This is a genomic window from Pseudomonas sp. 9.1(2019) (genome assembly GCF_009910445.1).
In the GTDB taxonomy this organism is placed as follows: domain Bacteria; phylum Pseudomonadota; class Gammaproteobacteria; order Pseudomonadales; family Pseudomonadaceae; genus Aquipseudomonas; species Aquipseudomonas paraversuta.
Map to the genome: position 1 here is coordinate 14,706 of NZ_VBWF01000003.1, position 15,171 is coordinate 29,876.

Consider the following 15,171-nt stretch of genomic DNA (forward strand, 5'->3'; position numbering starts at 1 on the left):
GCAGCTGCTGCTAGCCATAGCGCCCGGTGATGTAGTCTTCGGTCTGTTTCTTGGCCGGGTTGGTGAACAAGGTATCGGTGTCGCCGTACTCAACCATCTTGCCCATGTACATGAACGCGGTGTAGTCCGAAACCCGGGCTGCCTGCTGCATGTTGTGGGTCACGATCACGATGGTGAACTTGGACTTGAGCTCGTAGATCAGCTCTTCGACTTTCAGGGTCGAGATCGGGTCGAGTGCCGAGCACGGCTCATCGAGCAGCAGTACTTCAGGCTCAACTGCGATGGTACGGGCAATCACCAGACGCTGTTGCTGGCCGCCGGACAGACCCAGAGCCGACTCGTGCAGACGGTCCTTGACCTCATCCCACAGCGCCGCGCCCTTGAGTGCCCACTCTACCGCTTCGTCGAGCACGCGCTTTTTGTTGATGCCCTGGATCCGCAGACCGTAGACCACGTTTTCGTAGATGGTCTTGGGGAACGGGTTGGGTTTCTGGAACACCATGCCGACGCGCCGACGCAACTCGGCCACATCCTCGCCCTTGCGGTAGATGTTGTTGCCGTACAGGTTGATCTCGCCCTCGACACGGCAACCGTCCACCAGATCGTTCATCCGGTTGAAGGTGCGCAGCAACGTGGACTTGCCGCAACCCGACGGGCCGATAAACGCGGTAACCCGTTGCTTGGGGATGTTCAGACTGACGTCGAACAGCGCCTGTTTTTCACCGTAGTAAAGGTTCAGGCCCGGTACTTCAATGGCGACGGCTTCGTCAGCCAGGCTCAGGCTCTGTTTGCTGCGGCCCAGGGCTGACATGTTGATGCCGTGGGTGGGAGATTCATGCTGCATGGGTTGCTCCATACGCTAAAAATTCATTTCGCTTACCTCTGGCCGCTTATCAGGGCCAGAGGTTTACATGATTATTGTGGGAGCCGGCTTGCCGGCGATCCGGACAACGCGGTGTACATCTGAACCGTCGCTGGCAAGCCAGCTCCCACATGACCCTTACGTGTATCAATCAGCTTTCCAGCGCCTTGTACTTCTCGCGCAGGTGGTTACGAATCCATACCGCCGACAAGTTAAGCGTTGCGATCACCAGTACCAGCAGCAGCGCGGTGGCGTATACCAGCGGGCGTGCGGCTTCGACGTTGGGGCTCTGGAAGCCCACGTCATAAATATGGAAGCCCAGGTGCATGATCTTCTGGTCAAGGTGCAGGTACGGGTAGTTGCCATCCAGCGGCAGCGACGGTGCCAGCTTGACCACGCCCACCAGCATCAGCGGCGCCACTTCACCGGCCGCACGGGCCACCGCGAGGATCATGCCGGTCATCATGGCCGGGCTGGCCATCGGCAGCACGATCTTCCACAAGGTCTCGGATTTGGTGGCACCCAGCGCCAGCGAGCCTTCGCGAACGGTACGCGGAATACGCGCCAGCCCTTCTTCAGTGGCCACGATCACCACCGGCACCGCCAGCAGCGCCAGGGTCAGCGAGGCCCACATCAGGCCCGGCGTACCAAAGGTCGGCGCCGGCAGTGCTTCGGCGAAGAACAGCCGGTCCACCGAGCCGCCCAATACATACACAAAGAAGCCCAGGCCAAACACGCCGTACACAATGGCCGGGACACCGGCCAGGTTGTTGACCGCAATGCGGATCACCCGGGTCAGGGTGTTTTGCTTGGCATATTCGCGCAGATACACCGCCGCCAGCACCCCGAACGGCGTGACGATCACGGCCATGATCAGGGTCATCATCACGGTGCCGAAAATCGCCGGGAAGATCCCGCCTTCAGTGTTGGCTTCACGGGGGTCCTGAGTGAGGAACTCCCAGATATTGCTGAAATACATCCCCAGCTTCTGCCAGCTGTTCATCGCGTTCGGCTGGTAGGCCTTGACCACCTTGCCGATGCTGATTTCCAGCTCTTTACCGTTGGCGTCGCGGGCCGTGAGGCTGTCGCGATTGAACTGCGCGTGCAAGTCCCCCAAACGCTCTTCGATGGCTTTGTAGCGGGCGTTCAGTTCGGCCCGTTCCGACTCCATGTCAGCTTGCGCTTGCGGGGTGAGCTTGCCGTCCAGCTCCAGCTTGCGTCCATGCAGGCGGATACGCTCCAGCCCGTAGTTGATCGCACCGATGTCTTTCTTTTCCAGCTGGCTGAGTTGTGCCGCCAGCTCATTGATACGTTTGACCCGGGCTTGCAGTTCAGGCCAGGCCGCAGCACCTTCGGCGATCACTTTGCCGTTTTCTTTAACGTTGACCAGATAGCCGTAAAAATTGCCCCATTCGCGGCGCTCGATGGCCATCAGCTCCGGCGGCGTGGACTGGTTGGTCAGCCACTCGCCGACCACCCATGTGAAGTCGTTGCCGTTCAGGTCACGGTTACCGACCTTGATCAGCTCCCGCGTCATGAACTCGGGGCCTTGATCGGGCACCGGCAGGCCGGCGCTTTTCAGACGCTCGCGCGGTACTTCTTCCTTTTGCACCACTTCGCCGATCAGCACGTGATTGGCATTACCCGGTACGTCGTACTGCGCGTGCACCAGGTCTGCCGGCCAGAAGTGACCCAGACCACGCACCGCGATGACCGACAGCAAACCGATGGTCATGATGACCGCGATGGAAACCGCACCACCGCTGATCCAGACGCCGGGAGCGCCGCTCTTGAACCAACCTTTGAGGGAGTTCTGTTTCACAGACTTCTACCTTCCTTAAAGCGACGAATATTTCTTGCGCAGACGCTGACGAATCAGCTCGGCGAGGGTGTTCATGACGAAGGTGAACAGCAGCAGTACCAGCGCCGAGAGGAACAGCACGCGGTAATGACTGCCGCCCACTTCCGACTCCGGCATTTCCACCGCTACGTTCGCCGCCAATGTGCGCAGGCCTTCGAACAGGTTCATTTCCATGACCGGGGTGTTGCCGGTGGCCATCAACACAATCATGGTCTCGCCTACCGCACGGCCCATGCCGATCATCAGCGCCGAGAAAATCCCCGGGCTGGCGGTCAGGATGACCACCCGGGTCATGGTCTGCCACGGTGTGGCACCCAGCGCCAGCGAGCCCAGGGTCAGGCCACGCGGCACGCTGAACACGGCGTCTTCGGCAATCGAGTAGATGTTCGGGATGACCGCAAAGCCCATCGCCAGACCCACCACCAGAGCATTGCGCTGGTCGTAAGTGATGCCCAGGTCGTGGGAGATCCACAGGCGCATGTCGCCGCCGAAGAACCAGGCTTCCATATACGGGCTCATATACAGCGACAGCCAGCCCACAAACAGAATCACCGGGATCAGGATCATGCTTTCCCAGCCGTCCGGCACCCGCAGGCGGATCGACTCAGGCAGGCGGCTCCAGGTGAAACCCGCCACCAGGATGCCGATGGGCATCAGCATCAGCAGGCTGAAAATCCCCGGGAGATGGCCCTCGACATAAGGCGCCAGGAACAGACCGGCGAAGAAGCCCAGGATTACCGTGGGCATCGCTTCCATCAGCTCGATCACCGGCTTGACCTTGCGCCGCAGACTCGGGGCCATGAAGTAAGCGGTGTAGATCGCGGCAGCAACAGCCAGCGGAGCGGCCAGCAACATGGCGTAGAACGCCGCCTTCAACGTACCGAAGGTCAATGGCGCAAGGCTCATTTTCGGTTCGAAGTCGGTGTTGGCAGCCGTCGACTGCCAAACGTATTTAGGTTCGTCGTAGTTCTCGTACCAGACCTTGCTCCACAACGCGCTCCAGGACACTTCCGGGTGCGGGTTTTTCAGGGTCAGTGGCAGCAGCTTGCCGCCCTCTTCCACGATGATGCGGTTGGCCCGTGGCGACAACGCCATGATGCCGGGGCCTTCAGCAATTTTTTCGACCAGCAGGGTGCGATGCGCGGTGCTGTGGAACACACCGATTTCACCAGCAGCGTCCAGGGCCAGGAAGCCTTTGCGACGTTGTTCGGCGGTGATCTCGACAATCGGCGAGCTGCCCATCTGGAAACTGCGGATGTGCTTGAAGCGTTGCTCGCCATCCGGATCGCGCGCCATGAACCATTGGCTCAGACCACCCCTGGAGTCGCCGAAAATCAGCGAGATACCACCCACCAACTGGGTACTGGCGGTGATCTCGGTCGTGGCGTCATCAGCCAGCTTGTAGCGCCCGTTGAGGCTCTTGTCGCGCAGGCTGAACACATCGGCTTGCGCCCGCCCGTTAACCACATACAGCCACTGCTGGCGCGGGTCGACGTAGAGCGCTTTGACCTGTTCGGTCATTTGCGGCAGGTCGATGCGGGTCTCGGAATTCGTGACCTCGCCGGTCATCATGTTTTCTTCGCTGACCATCGACAGCACGTTCAACTGCGCACCGCTCGAGCCCGCCAGCACCAGCGTCGAATCGTTCACGCTGAGGTTCACGTGATCCAGCGCACGGCCCTGGGGGTCGAGCACAATCGGCGTTTCGCCATAGGGGTATTCAATGGCCGGGGTGATGGTCTTTTTGTTATCCGGGTAGCTGACACGGTAGCTGTGACGGAACACCAGGGCCTGACCGTTGGACAGGCCCAGGACCACCACCGGATTACCCGGCTGGTCTTCACCGATCGACGTCACTTGTGTGCCCGCAGGCAACGGCAAGTTGACCCGCGACAACTCGTCGCCCGTTTTGGCGTTAAAGAACAGCACCATGCCCTTGTCGGACACACGCATACCGACCTGATTCTGCTCCTCTACGGAAATCATCAGCGGCTTGCCGGCATCCTGCATCCATACCGGAGTCAGCGCCTGCTTGGCATTGAGGTCTGCGCCCTGAAACAGCGGGAACACGACATAGCCGAGGAAGAAGAAAATCAGGGTGATCGCGCCGAGCACGGCAAGACCGCCGATAAATACATACCAGCGGGTCAGGTGGTCTTTTAGCGCGCGGATGCGACGCTTGCGCTTGAGTTCAGGGGTATTGAAATCAATGCGCTTGGGAGCGGATGTCGTAGTCATTGGGGAATTGGCCAGATCATTCATGCGCACACCCTAGCGATCCTGTATGACAGAAAGATGACAAAGCAGTGACGCAGAAAATCCGCCGCCCAGTGGTGCTGGCAGCGGAGCGAAAAATGAGGTGAATCAGGAGCGCCTGTAGCGGCTGCCGGAGGCTACGACGGGCTGCGTAGCAGACCCGTTTTTGAAGGTCCTTCGGACCTTGCCGCAGCCTTCGTCAGCGACTACAGAGCTCTCGTTTATGCGCCTTCTTTCAAGCCCAGGTCAGCCAGTGCTTTGGCAGCGACTTTGGCTGGCAGCGGGATATAGCCGTCTTTCACGACCACTTCCTGGCCCTGCTTGGACAACACCAGCTTGATGAACTCGGCTTCCAGCGGGTTCAGCGGCTTGTTCGGTGCCTTGTTCACATACACGTAGAGGAAACGCGACAACGGGTATTTGCCGTTCAGTGCGTTTTCTTCGGTGTCTTCAATGAACTCGGTGCTGCCCTTTTTAGCCAGAGGCACTGTTTTCACGCTGGCGGTTTTGTAACCGATGCCCGAGTAGCCCACGCCGTTCAGCGAGCTGCTGATGGACTGAACCACCGAAGCGGAACCCGGCTGTTCGTTCACGTTTGGCTTGTAGTCGCCTTTGCACAGGGCTTCTTCCTTGAAGTAGCCATAAGTGCCGGATACCGAGTTACGACCAAACAGTTGAACCGGCTTGTTCGCCAGATCGCCGGTCACACCCAGGTCGCCCCAGGTTTTAACGTCAGCTTTGGCGCCGCACAAACGGGTCGACGAGAAAATCGCGTCAACCTGCTCCATGGTCAGGTGCTTGATCGGGTTGTCCTTGTGGACAAATACCGCCAGGGCATCAACAGCCACCGGGATGGCGGTCGGCTTGTAGCCGAACTTCTGCTCGAAGGCAGCCAGTTCGTTGTCCTTCATCTTGCGGCTCATCGGGCCCAGGTTGGCGGTGCCTTCAGTAATCGCAGGTGGCGCGGTCGAAGAACCGGCAGCCTGAATCTGGATGTTCACGTTCGGGTATTCTTTTTTGTAAGCCTCAGCCCACAGGGTCATCAGGTTCGCCAGGGTATCGGAACCAACGCTGGACAGATTCCCCGACACACCGGTGGTCTTCACGTAGGGCTGAATAGCCGGGTCAACACCAACGGCAACCGCATTGGCAGTCGCAACGCCAGCGGCAACAAAAGTCAGGGCCGCCATCACACGCTTCAGTTTCATGCCTTACTCCTAACAAACGGGGTTAGATGAATCGGGGGCCAGTATCTTCAGGCCATGTGACCACTCTATGAACCGATTGTGACAATTGGATGAAAGGCCATCATTGTTTACAAATGATGGCCTTTCTGGAGAGGCTAATTATGTGTGACGACGAGGCCGGCTCGATCAGCGGCCCTTTTTCCACAAGTAGGCACCGACCAGCAAGCCCATGGTGCAGATGATTGCCACGTAGTACGCCGGGCCCATCGGGCTTTCTTTAAGCAGCAGGGTTACGGCCATCGGGGTCAGACCACCAAAGATGGCGTAGGCCAGGTTGTAGGAAAAAGACAGGCCACTGAAACGCACCACCGCCGGAAAGGCTTTGACCATCACATAGGGCACAGCGCCGATGGTGCCTACAAACAATCCGCTCAAGGCGTACAGGGGAAACAACCAGTCCGGGTGCTGCAACAGGCTGTGGTAGAAGGTCCACGAGGTGATCAGCAGTCCGGCGCAACCCAGCACGAAGACTTTGCCGGCACCAAAGCGGTCAGCCAGTGCCCCCGAAGCAATACAGCCCAAGCTCAAAAAGACGATGGCCAGACTGTTGGCTTGCAATGAGGTGGTGGCAGAAAAACCGTACACGGTTTGCAGCACGGTCGGCGTCATCAATATGACCACGATGATCCCGGCAGACAGCAACCAGGTCAGCAGCATCGAAATCACAATTGCGCCGCGATGATCACGCAACACGGTCTTGAGCGGCACTTCTGCAGCCAGGGCCTTGCGCAGCTGCAACTCGGCGAACACCGGGGTTTCGTGCAACCAGCGCCGCAGATACACCGAAAACAGTCCGAACACACCCCCCATGAGGAAAGGGATTCGCCACGCGTAATCGGCCACTTCCGCCGGGGTGTAGATCGTATTGATCGCAGTGGCCATCAACGAACCGAGCAAAATGCCCGCCGTCAGGCCGCAGGTCAGGGTGCCGCAGGCATAGCCCACGTGACGCGGCGGAACATGCTCGGCCACAAACACCCAGGCGCCCGGCACTTCACCGCCAATCGCCGCGCCCTGAATCACGCGCATCAGCAGCAACAGAATCGGCGCCCACATGCCGATCTGTGCATAAGTCGGCAGCAAGCCCATGATCAGGGTCGGCACCGCCATCATGAAGATGCTCAAAGTGAACATCTTCTTGCGCCCCAGCAGGTCGCCGAAGTGCGCCATGACAATGCCACCCAGCGGCCGTGCCAGATAACCCGCAGCAAAAATGCCGAAGGTTTGCATCAGGCGCAGCCACTCCGGCATGTCCGCCGGGAAGAACAGCTTGCCGACCACGGTGGCAAAAAATACAAAGATGATGAAATCGTAAAACTCCAGCGCACCGCCCAAAGCAGACAGCGACAAGGTTTTATAGTCATTACGGGTTAACGGCCGCGACGGCGGTGCAGCACTGGAAGGCTCTGTGATCATGGAGTATTGCTTCTCTTATTTGGGCTCGGCAAAAAGCTGCAACTACGCCGGCAGGGGCTGGGCAGGTTTTGAAAGATAACAAATTGTTTACAAAAGCACAGAGCTAGACGCACGCCTCGCTTAAAAAGCAGAATCCGAAGGTCGTCGGCCAAGCCAGTGATCGATATACTCGTTGGCTGTAAGAAACATTTGGAGACTTCTGAAAATGCTGTGCGAAACGTTCGCAGGGCATTCACCAGCTGATTCCGCAGAGTTTCCCTTGGTGCGGCTTATGAAGAACGTGACGAACGTAGTATGTTCGGGCTGAATCGTTTTTCTAATGACGCTTATTCACCCGCAATACACATGATGAATCACGGGTCAGAGGCCCTTAGGCATGCTAGAGCTCGAACAAGAAGATCCAATCCCGCAAGGTGACCTGGCCTTGCAAATCACCGCATTACCGCGCGAAACCAACGGTTTCGGCGATATTTTCGGCGGCTGGCTGGTATCACAAATGGACCTCGCTGGCACCGCAATGGCCAGCAAGGTCGCCGGGGGCCGTGTGGCTACGGTTGCCATTGATCGCATGGCATTTCTGGTGCCCGTGGCAGTCGGGGCCCAGTTATCGTTTTACACCCAGGCCCTGGAAATCGGCCGCAGCTCGATCCAGATGATGGTCGAAGTGTGGAGCGACGACCCGCTGTCCAGCGAATGGCGCAAAGTCACCGAAGCTGTATTTGTGTTCGTTGCCATCGATGGCAGCGGCCGCACGCGCTCCGTTCCGCCGCGCCGTTAAACCTCGCCGCGCTTTGCCTGTCTACTGCTGTCCTAGTCCCTGATATAGAGAGCCTGCCATGCACCACATTGAGTCAGTCACCCTGGACGAACTGGAGTGCTGGCACTTCCAGCATGGTCAGGCCCAACTATTGGTCGCCAAACAGGGCGCCCAGGTGCTCAGTTATCAGGTAGGCGATGAGCCGCCGATCATCTGGCTTAACGACAAGGCCCAGTACAAGGCAGGCAAAGGCATCCGCACCGGCGTCCCCGTCTGCTGGCCGTGGTTTGGCAATTTTGAACGCAACCCGCAAAGCGTAAAAGCCATGCGTCAGTCAGACGAGCCGGCAACGGCCCATGGGCTGGTGCGCACCCGCGAATGGGAGCTCCTTGAGTTCGATGATGCCGGTGAAGCACTGCACATCGAACTGGGCCTGCCCCACGTCGAAGGCGGCCTGCCCGGGTGGCCACACGATGTCGCACTGACCCTGAGCATTCGCCTGGACACGCAGCTGCACATCAGTCTCACCAGCCATAACCGCAGTGATATTCCGGTCACCATCAGCCAGGCGCTGCACAGCTATTTTGCGGTCAGCGATGTACGCAGGGTGCATGTCGAAGGGCTGGACGCACTGACGTATATCGACACGCTGCAAGACTGGAAACAGATCCACCAGACCGGCGATTTGACCTTCAGCGGCGAAACCGACCGCATCTACCTCGACGCCCCGCAGCAGCTGAGCATTGTCGATAACGACTGGCACCGCAGCATTCAGCTCACCAGCCGCGGCTCACGTACGGCGGTGATCTGGAACCCGTGGATCGAGCGGGCCGAACAGTTTGACGACATGGCCGATGATGGCTGGCAACGCATGCTCTGCATCGAAACCGCCAACGTGATGGACGACGTGGTCACCCTGGAACCGGGTGCGAGCCATACCCTGGGTGTGAGCATTGCGAGCAAACGCCTGAAACCCTGAACCTGTAGGAGCGAGCTTTTTAAACAGCTCGCTCCTACAGTCAGATTGCGCGTAGTTAAGTTGCGTATCCCTTACAAATCCGCCTCAACCACCACCCGCACCTTGCTCGCATCCAGCGCATAGGCCGCATCCGCCAGATCATTACTGACTGTCTCAACCTTCAGCGTGCCCACCACCCACAATGGCGTGTAGATGTCGTCCAGCTTCAAGCCTTTGGGGTAGCGCACCAGCACCAATTGATTGGGCGGCGGTGGCGGCACGTGGATGCAGGCGCCAGGGTACGGCACCAGGAAAAACAGGGTACTGCGCCCCTTGGCATCGGTTTCCAAAGGCACGGGATAGCCGCCCAAACGGATATTTTTCCCGTTCATGGCAGGCACAGTTTTACTGGAATACATGACCGCCGGCAGGCCTTTGCTCTGCTTCAAACCACCCTTGGCAGTAAACGTACCATTGGCCTCGGGCGAGTCATGGTCGATTTCGGGCATTTGTTCGAGGGCTTTTTGATCCGACTTTGGCATCAGGTCGAGCCAGTCGGTTTCGGGCAATTGCGCCGCGTGTACCAGGCCACAGCCCAGTAAAAGAAAGATAAAAGCAAAACGACGCATGGCAGTCTCAATCAAAGAGGGCTTCTGACGCCGCGCATTCTAGCCTTCTCTGCGGCGAGCGCAGAGAGGGCCAGACCATTCAATCAGCTCTTTTTCGACACCATGTTGTAGATCACCAGCAGGATAACCGCCCCGATCACCGCACCAATAAAGCCGGCACCCTCGCCTGCCTTATAGATACCCAGTGCCTGTCCGCCGTATGTTGCCGCCAGCGAACCGCCGATACCCAGCAGGATAGTCATGATCCAGCCCATGCTGTCGTCGCCCGGTTTCAGGAAACGGGCCAGCAGGCCAACGATCAAGCCGATAAAAATGGTTCCGATGATGCCCATGGACGCTTCCTCTCTGTAGATGGCGTAAACCCAAGCCTAGTCAGCACTTTGGGATCACGCCATCAGAGAGTGGCGGTCACTGAATGGTTCCCGCCAATTAACGATTTACGCTTGATCGATCAACGCTTCAACACGCTGGATTTGCGCTTTGAGCGTCGCCAGGTCTGCACAACGCAGATTGGCATGACCCACTTTGCGGCCGACCTTGAAGGCCTTGCCGTAGTGATGCAAATGGCAGTCGGCAATCGCGATCACCTGCTCTACCGGCGGCACGCTGCCAATGAAGTTGAGCATTGCGCTCTCACCGACCTTGGCCGTCGAACCCAGCGGCAAACCGGCAATGGCGCGCAAATGGTTTTCGAACTGGCTGCACTCGGCGCCTTCAGTGGTCCAGTGCCCGGAGTTGTGCACACGCGGGGCAATTTCATTGGCCTTGAGGCCACCGTCGACTTCAAAGAACTCGAACGCCATCACGCCGACGTAGTCGAGTTGCTTGAGTACACGGCTCGAGTAGTCCTCGGCCAGCGCTTGCAACGGGTGATCGGTGCTGGCAACCGACAGCTTGAGAATGCCGCGGTCATGGGTGTTGTGCACCAGCGGGTAGAATCGGGTCTCGCCATCACGACCGCGCACGGCGATCAGCGACACTTCACCAGTGAAGGGTACAAAACCTTCCAGCAGGCAGGCGACGCTACCCAGCTCGGCAAAGGTACCTTCGACATCGGCCGCAGTGCGCAGCACTTTCTGGCCCTTGCCGTCATAACCCAGGGTGCGGGTCTTGAGCACGGCCGGCAACCCGATGCTGGCTACCGCTGCATCCAGATCCGCCTGGGACTGGATGTCGGCAAAGTCCGGCGTCGGAATCCCCAGGTCCTTGAACATGCTTTTTTCGAACCAGCGATCACGGGCGATACGCAGCGCTTCGGCACTCGGATACACCGGTACGAATTGCGACAGGAAGGCCACGGTTTCAGCCGGAACGCTTTCGAACTCAAACGTCACCAGATCGACTTCATCGGCCAGTTGGCGCAAATGATCCGGGTCGCTGTAGTCCGCACGCAGGTGTTCACCCAGCGCAGCTGCGCAGGCATCAGGCGCCGGATCAAGGAAAGCGAAGTTCATGCCCAGCGGAGTGCCCGCCAGGGCCAGCATGCGGCCCAGTTGGCCGCCACCGATTACACCGATTTTCATCGTCAAAAACCTCAGGCTTCGCGCGGGTCTGGATTGTCCAGAACGCTGTCTGTCTGCTCAGCACGGAATGCTTTCAATACGGTATGGAACTGCGGGTGCTTGGCGCCCAGGATGCTGGCCGACAATAGCGCTGCGTTGATCGCACCCGCCTTGCCGATGGCCAGGGTGGCAACCGGGATGCCTGCAGGCATTTGCACGATCGACAGCAGCGAATCAACGCCCGACAGCATCGCCGACTGCACCGGTACACCCAGTACCGGCAAGTGGGTTTTGGCCGCACACATGCCTGGCAGGTGAGCAGCGCCACCGGCACCTGCGATGATCACCTCGATCCCGCGGCCTTCGGCCTCTTCGGCATACTGGAACAGCAAGTCCGGAGTGCGGTGGGCAGAGACCACTTTAACTTCGTAAGGAATGCCGAGTTTTTCCAGCATATCGGCGGTGTGGCTGAGGGTGGACCAATCGGACTTGGAGCCCATGATCACGCCTACCAGTGCACTCATCGTCGCGCCTCTTCTCTTGGGCGCCCGCAGGCGCGTCAAAAAACAACAAGCCACGTGGGGAAACCGACGTGGCTTGTTATAGAAATTAAGGCCGGTCAAGCCAGCCGAAGGCCGCGCAGTATACCCAAAAAGGTAAACAAAACGCATATTCCCCGACCATCTGTCTTTGATCCTGAAATCTGCTTCGACGCCCGGTTTTATTGACTTCAAGGTCAGGCCAGAAAACCTCCGGGCAGCGACTACACAGGCGCCTGGGCTGGTGCCGAAGGATTTTCCAGCTTGCGCCACAGCAAGCGCACGTTGGCCTTGCGCACCAGGGCGCAGCGGTACAAGCGAATTTCCAGCGGCACGTGCCATTGGGGCCCGCCACAGATCACCAACTCACCGCGCTCAAGCTCCGCCCGCACGCTTAACCGCGGCACCCAGGCGATGCCCAGCCCTTCAAGCGCCATGCTTTTAAGGCTGTCGGCCATGGCGGTCTCATAAATAGTGGTGAAGCGCAGGCTGCGCTGGCGCAGCAACAAATTCACCGAACGGCCCAAAAATGCCCCGGCGCTGTAGGCCAGCAACGGCACACTGGCATCGCCTTCCAGATCAAACAGCGGATTGCCGTCAGCGTCGGCAGCACACACCGGCAACATTTCGGTATTACCCAGGTGCAAGGACGGGAAAATTTCCGGGTCCATCTGCAATGCCGCATCCGGATCGTAAAAGGCCAGCATCAAATCGCAGCCGCCCTCACGCAAAGCATGCACCGCGTCTCCGACGTTAGTCGCAACAAGACGTGTCGCGATGTTCAGGCCTTCGTTACGCAACTGAGCGATCCAGCGCGGGAAAAAACCCAGCGCCAGGGAGTGTGCCGCAGCCACTTGCATGACCTCGCCCTGCCCGCCTTCCAGGTGATGCAAGTGACGCAAGACTTCGCCGAGCTGCTCGACCACGGTGCGCGCCGTGACCAAAAACAGCTGGCCGGCCGCGGTCAACTCCACCGGGGTGCGGGAACGATTCACCAGGGTCAGCCCCAGCGCCGCTTCAAGGCTGCGAATACGTCGGCTGAAGGCCGGCTGAGTCACAAAGCGACGCTCTGCCGCCTGGGAAAAACTGCGAGTAGCGGCCAGGGCACTGAAGTCCTCTAACCATTTACTTTCGAGATTCATCGAGTCCTCCCGGACGCGCACCAAATTGGGTCACACGTTCGACGCGGCCGTCGCGTCACGTCGTCATTATGCCGTTTCTGCATAGGATAGTGTTTAAAGGCATTGGCCCAATTTTGTCTGCAGGCCTAGCATTCGCAGCGTTCCGGCTCAGACCGGGTCCTTATCGAGATGATTTCTATCATGTCCTCCGCTGCATCTTTCCGCACTGAAAAAGACCTGCTTGGCGTACTCGAAGTACCCGCTCAAGCGTATTACGGCATCCAGACCCTGCGAGCGGTGAACAACTTCCGTCTCTCCGGCGTTCCGATCTCGCACTACCCGAAGCTGGTCGTGGCCCTGGCCATGGTCAAGCAAGCCGCAGCTGACGCGAACCGCGAGCTGGGCCATCTGAGCGACGCCAAACACGCAGCCATCAGCGAAGCCTGTGCACGTCTGGTGCGCGGTGATTTCCACGATGAATTCGTGGTCGACATGATTCAAGGCGGCGCTGGCACTTCAACCAACATGAATGCCAACGAAGTCATCGCCAACATCGCGCTGGAGGCCATGGGCCATCAGAAGGGCGAGTACCAGTACCTGCACCCGAACAACGACGTGAACATGGCTCAGTCGACCAACGACGCTTACCCGACGGCTATCCGTCTGGGCCTGCTGTTGGGTCACGATGCACTGCTGGCCAGCCTCGATAGCCTGATTCAGGCATTCGCCGCCAAGGGCGTCGAGTTCAACCACGTATTGAAGATGGGCCGGACCCAGCTGCAAGACGCGGTACCCATGACTTTGGGTCAAGAGTTCCGCGCATTTGCCACCACTCTGGGTGAAGATCTGGCCCGCCTGAAAACTCTGGCGCCAGAGTTGCTGACCGAAGTGAACCTGGGCGGTACTGCGATTGGTACCGGCATCAACGCCGACCCGCGCTACCAGCACCTGGCCGTGACCCGTCTGGCGACCATCAGCGGCCAGCCGCTGGTACCTGCTGCCGACTTGATCGAAGCCACTTCAGACATGGGCGCCTTCGTCCTGTTCTCCGGCATGCTCAAGCGTACCGCGGTCAAACTGTCGAAGATTTGCAACGACCTGCGCCTGCTGTCCAGCGGCCCACGCACCGGCATCAACGAAATCAACTTGCCAGCGCGTCAGCCGGGCAGCTCGATCATGCCAGGCAAGGTCAATCCGGTAATCCCGGAAGCCGTCAACCAGGTGGCATTCCAGATCATCGGTAACGACCTGGCACTGACCATCGCGGCTGAAGGCGGCCAACTGCAACTGAACGTGATGGAGCCGCTGATCGCGTTCAAGATCTTCGACTCGATCCGCCTGCTGCAACGCGCCATGGACATGCTGCGCGAACATTGCATCGTTGGCATCACCGCCAACGAAGCACGTTGCCGTGAACTGGTCGAACATTCGATTGGTCTGGTGACTGCGCTGAACCCTTACATCGGCTATGAAAACGCCACCCGCATCGCCCGTATCGCCCTCGAAAGCGGCCGCGGCGTGCTGGAACTGGTGCGCGAAGAAGGCTTGCTCGACGACGCCATGCTCGACGACATCCTGCGCCCGGAAAACATGATTGCTCCGCGTCTGGTGCCTCTCAAGGCCTGATGCATGTAACAAAGTTCTGAATGCAAAGTTGCCGAGGGTGTTTTTAACGCCGCATCACCGAAGCCCAGGCACTTTGCGACAGAACTCAACGCTCACCAGGTCGAGGGACTAGACACCTCTCACCTTTTGAGGGCTTGCAGATACGTCTGCAGGCCCTTTTTTTTGCGCAAATTTTGTGGGAACCGGCTCCCACAAAGGACAAACAAAGAGGGCAAACACGACAGGATTCAAGGCCTTTTCAGACGACTCGCACATGAAAAATCAATCACTTATGCAGACGCTTCCAACACTCCTAGGTATAGTGCCGGCCCTCTTCCCGTGCGTGGGCCCTGCAACAGCGGCCACCGACAGTGCGGAAACAGCATCGTAAACCAAGCAGCAACATGGCCGGGATTCC

General features: G+C 58.8%; 13 protein-coding genes. 3 read left to right on the top strand and 10 right to left on the bottom strand.

Annotation, left to right across the window (positions count from 1 at the left end):
* Positions 1-10 precede the first annotated feature (10 nt).
* The 5 genes from pstB to FEZ21_RS03170 all read right to left on the bottom strand — a co-directional run bounded on the left by pstB (position 11) and on the right by FEZ21_RS03170 (position 7,642).
* A complete protein-coding gene (pstB, locus tag FEZ21_RS03150) occupies positions 11-844 on the bottom strand; it encodes a phosphate ABC transporter ATP-binding protein PstB (protein ID WP_003438139.1) in 834 nt (277 codons plus the stop codon).
* A 169-nt stretch (positions 845-1,013) separates the two neighbouring features.
* Entirely contained in the window at positions 1,014-2,684 is a 1,671-nt protein-coding gene (pstA, locus tag FEZ21_RS03155) for a phosphate ABC transporter permease PstA (RefSeq protein ID WP_003438137.1), read from the bottom strand.
* A gap of 15 nt (positions 2,685-2,699) precedes the next feature.
* Positions 2,700-4,985 (bottom strand): ABC transporter permease subunit, encoded by a 2,286-nt coding sequence (locus FEZ21_RS03160; RefSeq protein WP_010657069.1) that lies wholly within the window; start codon positions 4,983-4,985, stop codon positions 2,700-2,702.
* A 215-nt stretch (positions 4,986-5,200) separates the two neighbouring features.
* Entirely contained in the window at positions 5,201-6,187 is a 987-nt protein-coding gene (locus tag FEZ21_RS03165) for a phosphate ABC transporter substrate-binding protein PstS (protein WP_003438133.1), read from the bottom strand.
* A gap of 165 nt (positions 6,188-6,352) precedes the next feature.
* The gene (locus FEZ21_RS03170) at positions 6,353-7,642 is read right to left on the bottom strand and encodes an MFS transporter (protein WP_003438131.1); all 1,290 of its coding nucleotides are present in this window, start codon (positions 7,640-7,642) and stop codon (positions 6,353-6,355) included.
* 376 nt (positions 7,643-8,018) lie between these two features.
* On the opposite strand from FEZ21_RS03170, the gene FEZ21_RS03175 reads away from it, so the two are divergent.
* Positions 8,019-8,420: an acyl-CoA thioesterase gene (locus tag FEZ21_RS03175; protein ID WP_003438129.1), complete on the top strand. Its 402-nt coding sequence runs from the start codon at positions 8,019-8,021 to the stop codon at positions 8,418-8,420.
* Positions 8,421-8,478: 58 nt separating this feature from the next.
* A complete protein-coding gene (locus tag FEZ21_RS03180) occupies positions 8,479-9,378 on the top strand; it encodes a D-hexose-6-phosphate mutarotase (protein ID WP_160626438.1) in 900 nt (299 codons plus the stop codon).
* 71 nt (positions 9,379-9,449) lie between these two features.
* On the opposite strand, the gene FEZ21_RS03185 is transcribed toward FEZ21_RS03180, so the two are convergent.
* The 5 genes from FEZ21_RS03185 to FEZ21_RS03205 form a co-directional block, all read right to left on the bottom strand.
* Positions 9,450-9,986 carry a DUF3299 domain-containing protein gene (locus FEZ21_RS03185; RefSeq protein ID WP_003438126.1) on the bottom strand — a complete coding sequence of 179 codons (537 nt, stop codon included), beginning with the start codon at positions 9,984-9,986 and terminating at the stop codon, positions 9,450-9,452.
* An 83-nt stretch (positions 9,987-10,069) separates the two neighbouring features.
* Positions 10,070-10,318 carry a GlsB/YeaQ/YmgE family stress response membrane protein gene (locus FEZ21_RS03190; RefSeq protein ID WP_003438124.1) on the bottom strand — a complete coding sequence of 83 codons (249 nt, stop codon included), beginning with the start codon at positions 10,316-10,318 and terminating at the stop codon, positions 10,070-10,072.
* Between the two features lie 105 nt (positions 10,319-10,423).
* Positions 10,424-11,509, bottom strand: coding sequence for a 5-(carboxyamino)imidazole ribonucleotide synthase (locus FEZ21_RS03195; protein WP_003438122.1), 1,086 nt, complete (start codon positions 11,507-11,509; stop codon positions 10,424-10,426).
* A gap of 11 nt (positions 11,510-11,520) precedes the next feature.
* Positions 11,521-12,012 (bottom strand): 5-(carboxyamino)imidazole ribonucleotide mutase, encoded by a 492-nt coding sequence (purE, locus tag FEZ21_RS03200; protein ID WP_003438120.1) that lies wholly within the window; start codon positions 12,010-12,012, stop codon positions 11,521-11,523.
* Between the two features lie 239 nt (positions 12,013-12,251).
* Positions 12,252-13,169 (bottom strand): LysR substrate-binding domain-containing protein, encoded by a 918-nt coding sequence (locus FEZ21_RS03205; RefSeq protein WP_003438119.1) that lies wholly within the window; start codon positions 13,167-13,169, stop codon positions 12,252-12,254.
* Between the two features lie 180 nt (positions 13,170-13,349).
* On the opposite strand from FEZ21_RS03205, the gene aspA reads away from it, so the two are divergent.
* Complete coding sequence (aspA, locus tag FEZ21_RS03210) at positions 13,350-14,774, top strand: aspartate ammonia-lyase (protein ID WP_003438118.1); 1,425 nt, start codon at positions 13,350-13,352, stop codon at positions 14,772-14,774.
* Positions 14,775-15,171: the final 397 nt, after the last annotated feature.

Bases quoted from the DNA above. Each gene is read 5' to 3' on its own strand.
- pstB (WP_003438139.1), bottom strand. From the start codon at position 844: ATGCAGCATGAATCTCCCACCCACGGCATCAACATGTCAGCCCTGGGC.
- FEZ21_RS03160 (WP_010657069.1), bottom strand. From the start codon at position 4,985: ATGAATGATCTGGCCAATTCCCCAATGACTACGACATCCGCTCCCAAG.
- FEZ21_RS03165 (WP_003438133.1), bottom strand. From the start codon at position 6,187: ATGAAACTGAAGCGTGTGATGGCGGCCCTGACTTTTGTTGCCGCTGGC.
- FEZ21_RS03170 (WP_003438131.1), bottom strand. From the start codon at position 7,642: ATGATCACAGAGCCTTCCAGTGCTGCACCGCCGTCGCGGCCGTTAACC.
- FEZ21_RS03175 (WP_003438129.1), top strand. From the start codon at position 8,019: ATGCTAGAGCTCGAACAAGAAGATCCAATCCCGCAAGGTGACCTGGCC.
- FEZ21_RS03180 (WP_160626438.1), top strand. From the start codon at position 8,479: ATGCACCACATTGAGTCAGTCACCCTGGACGAACTGGAGTGCTGGCAC.
- FEZ21_RS03185 (WP_003438126.1), bottom strand. From the start codon at position 9,986: ATGCGTCGTTTTGCTTTTATCTTTCTTTTACTGGGCTGTGGCCTGGTA.
- FEZ21_RS03190 (WP_003438124.1), bottom strand. From the start codon at position 10,318: ATGGGCATCATCGGAACCATTTTTATCGGCTTGATCGTTGGCCTGCTG.
- FEZ21_RS03195 (WP_003438122.1), bottom strand. From the start codon at position 11,509: ATGAAAATCGGTGTAATCGGTGGCGGCCAACTGGGCCGCATGCTGGCC.
- purE (WP_003438120.1), bottom strand. From the start codon at position 12,012: ATGAGTGCACTGGTAGGCGTGATCATGGGCTCCAAGTCCGATTGGTCC.
- FEZ21_RS03205 (WP_003438119.1), bottom strand. From the start codon at position 13,169: ATGAATCTCGAAAGTAAATGGTTAGAGGACTTCAGTGCCCTGGCCGCT.
- aspA (WP_003438118.1), top strand. From the start codon at position 13,350: ATGTCCTCCGCTGCATCTTTCCGCACTGAAAAAGACCTGCTTGGCGTA.